The following is a 2,904-nucleotide window of genomic DNA, read 5'->3' as shown; positions in this document are numbered from 1 at the left end:
TTAAAGGGGGTTCTGTACATGACTACCCGGACAAAGGCTTATGCCGAGATAATGTGCAACTTCGCTCCCATAAAGTCGGAAAAAGCTGTGGTTCAGGGTATCGATAACTAGCATGCGGCAGGAGTATCTTGACAGCTTTTGGCATGACGCAGCACTCTTGGTCGTTTTGCATCTGGAGTCAGCAGACCGTATTGGTTGCCCCATCCGTCGTAGCCATCGCGTACCTGGCGCGCGAACACATCAAGGCGCGGCCCTTCAAAATATTCCGCAATACGCTTGTAGAAGGAATCCGGTTTGGCGCTATGAGTTGTCGGAGTTTCTGTAAAGCAGGTCTGCATCTTACCAAAATGTTTTCGATCAAACACAGCCTTGCCCTTATATCCGAATAGAACGTGCTCAGTGGTAACTTGGTAAGGTCCAAATGGACATGGGCCAGTACGCTTATTCCATGTGATCATCGTATAGAAGGTGAATCCCCACGCTTCCATTAAGTCGAACGCTATCTTCAGGATGGGCTCTCCGGTGCTGCGATCCTTGCTATTGGTTGCCCACAACCACAAGAAGCTCTGCTCTTCCGCCCACAGGTTGATGGGTAACTTCATCAATTCTTCCTTGCTCATTGTGGGATAGTCCAGAGTTGTGGTTTGATTGGGACGAGCCTTGCGTTTGCCGGTTTTGCCTTGGTTCCAAGGTGGATCAACGACAAGAACTCGGTAGCGCTTATCCAGGTTCGTTGCGATGACTGAGGGATCGTCCATGGTGTGCGGGATCCCAGTTTTCTCGCCTGGCGCGCGGGCAGGCATCTGGTCTGGCGTTTTATCCAAAGAGCGCGGTGGGTTTTTTGTCATGCTATGGCTTCCGTGGGACTGGTGCAGATGAGGCACACGCCCTCAGCTTTGGGGATAAGCGTGTGGACACGGCAATTATCCTCGCTCGGGCCCCATCACAGCCTCACCGCTAAAGCGATGATAGAGCCTGTAGAAGCCCGTTTCAGCCCCAGCCAGATACTTTGCGATGCCGTTGGTGTGGGCCATGTTCCCAGAGGCACCCTCTGCAAGGGGGTAGGCCGTGGTGGAAGCAGGCGGCAGCAGCCAGAGAGCTGTGCTAAGATTAGGAACCATGATAGGTATTGTTTCAGGAGTTCTCCAAGCATGTCTGCAGCAATAGATATCGCTGATGCCACCTTCGAAGAAGAGGTGCTTCGCAGCGATATTCCGGTCTTGGTCGATTTTTGGGCACCTTGGTGTGGCCCCTGCCGCATGGTGGCTCCTGTGGTTCAGGAGATAGCTGAGCAGTATGCCGGCAAAGTTAAGGTTGTAAAGATCAATACTGATGAGAATCCTCAAACTGCCAGTCAGTACGGTATTCGCAGCATTCCCACTCTGATGTTGTTCAAAGGCGGCCAAAAGGTGGATGTGGTGGTCGGTGCTGTGCCCAAGGCAACTCTGACCACAATTTTGGAAAAGCACTTCGACACAGAAGATAAGCTGGGTAGCTCCGTACTTTAGTGCGCGACCAAGTTGCTGTGCTACGCTCTGCTCGTCTGCTGTGGTGAAAAACTCGCAAGGCCGATGAGCACAGGCGCCAGTAGGCAGGACTTCAAGGCTTTGTCTTGGCGTTTATGGGTTCACCTCTGGGCGGTGTAAGAAATCTCCTGACTACCGCTACGCAGAGGTGGGTCGAGGCCTGGGCGAAGTAGCCGGGACAGGAGCCCAGATGTTTCGGAATGTAACTTTTGAGGTCTGGATGGGAACTTGGTTGATATTTTGTGCCGAGAACTCATTAGAGTGAATCTTAGAGAGCTTTGGATCCCAGCTTGACCGATTCAGTTTCTTCTCTTCTGCGAGAGGTTTTTTCCAGCGCTGAGACCCGCCTAAAGCAGTTGGAACATCACCCCAACCGGACAGCGTGGCTGCGGATTTTGCAGTCTTTGCAGCGCATGGGATCCCTGGAGCTAAGCCGCTTGGATGCCAAAATCTTGGCGGCCACTCTTGAGGACTTGGAACAGGGGTTTGCTGCCTTTCAAAACTATGTCCATCAGCGCAAGATCACCGTTTTCGGCTCGGCACGGCTGGGGCCGGAAAGTCCCGAATATCGTCAGGCCCAGTTGTTTGCCCACTGCATCAGCCAGCGGGGGTTCATGGTGCTGACGGGGGGCGGGGGCGGTATCATGGAAGCCGGCAATCGAGGGGCAGGGCTGGAAAACTCATTTGGGCTCAACATCCAGCTTCCCTTCGAGCAGATGGCCAATCCCGTCATTGCTGCCAGTGATCGGGTCATCAACTTCAAGTATTTCTTTTCTCGCAAGCTCTTCTTTGTCAAAGAAACCGACGCGCTGGTGCTTTTCCCTGGCGGCTTTGGCACCCAGGATGAGGCCTTTGAATGCTTAACCCTAATGCAAACCGGCAAAACCAAGCTCATGCCCTTGGTGCTGGTGGACAGAACAGGTGGCTGCTACTGGAAGGAATGGGATGAGTACGTGCGGGAGCACTTGCTTGGCCGCGGCCTAATCAGCCCAGAAGATCTTTTCCTCTACACCTTAACTGATGATGTGGGAGATGCCTGCCAGCAGATTGTCGATTTTTATCGCGTCTTTCACAGCAATCGCTACGTGCGGGAGCTTTTGGTCTTGCGCCTGAATACCAAACTCTCGCCCCAAGCTCTGGATACCTTGAATGAAGAGTTTGCCGACATTCTCGATGGGGGCCGGATCGAGCAAACCGAGGCCCTGCCGGAAGAAGCTGAGGAAGATATTGCCCATCTGCCGCGGCTGGTGATGCACTTTAACCAGCGTAACTTTGGACGGCTGTGGCAAATGGTGCGCCGGATCAACACGCTTCATCCAGGACAGCCGGATCCTCTGCAAATGCGCCCCGACCAAAAGTAGGTGCTGCCCTCACCCCC

3 protein-coding genes are annotated in these 2,904 nt (G+C 53.5%); 2 read left to right on the top strand and 1 reads right to left on the bottom strand.

Annotated features, from left to right (window positions below; translation table 11 throughout):
* Positions 1-107 precede the first annotated feature (107 nt).
* The gene (locus tag NW853_RS00275; protein WP_414335000.1) at positions 108-848 is read right to left on the bottom strand and encodes an MT-A70 family methyltransferase; all 741 of its coding nucleotides are present in this window, start codon (positions 846-848) and stop codon (positions 108-110) included.
* Between the two features lie 303 nt (positions 849-1,151).
* Here NW853_RS00275 and trxA point away from each other — a divergent pair, with 303 nt between their 5' ends.
* Together trxA and NW853_RS00265 are read left to right on the top strand one after the other, a co-directional pair.
* Positions 1,152-1,508: a thioredoxin gene (trxA, locus tag NW853_RS00270; protein ID WP_414334999.1), complete on the top strand. Its 357-nt coding sequence runs from the start codon at positions 1,152-1,154 to the stop codon at positions 1,506-1,508.
* Positions 1,509-1,816: 308 nt separating this feature from the next.
* Entirely contained in the window at positions 1,817-2,887 is a 1,071-nt protein-coding gene (locus NW853_RS00265; protein WP_414334998.1) for an LOG family protein, read from the top strand.
* The last annotated feature ends 17 nt before the right edge of the window (positions 2,888-2,904 follow it).

This window comes from Synechococcus sp. H55.11 (genome assembly GCF_047462475.1).
In the GTDB taxonomy this organism is placed as follows: Bacteria; Cyanobacteriota; Cyanobacteriia; order Thermostichales; family Thermostichaceae; genus Thermostichus.
Note: the sequence above shows the minus strand (reverse complement) of the source record. Positions and strands in the feature narration are given on the sequence as shown.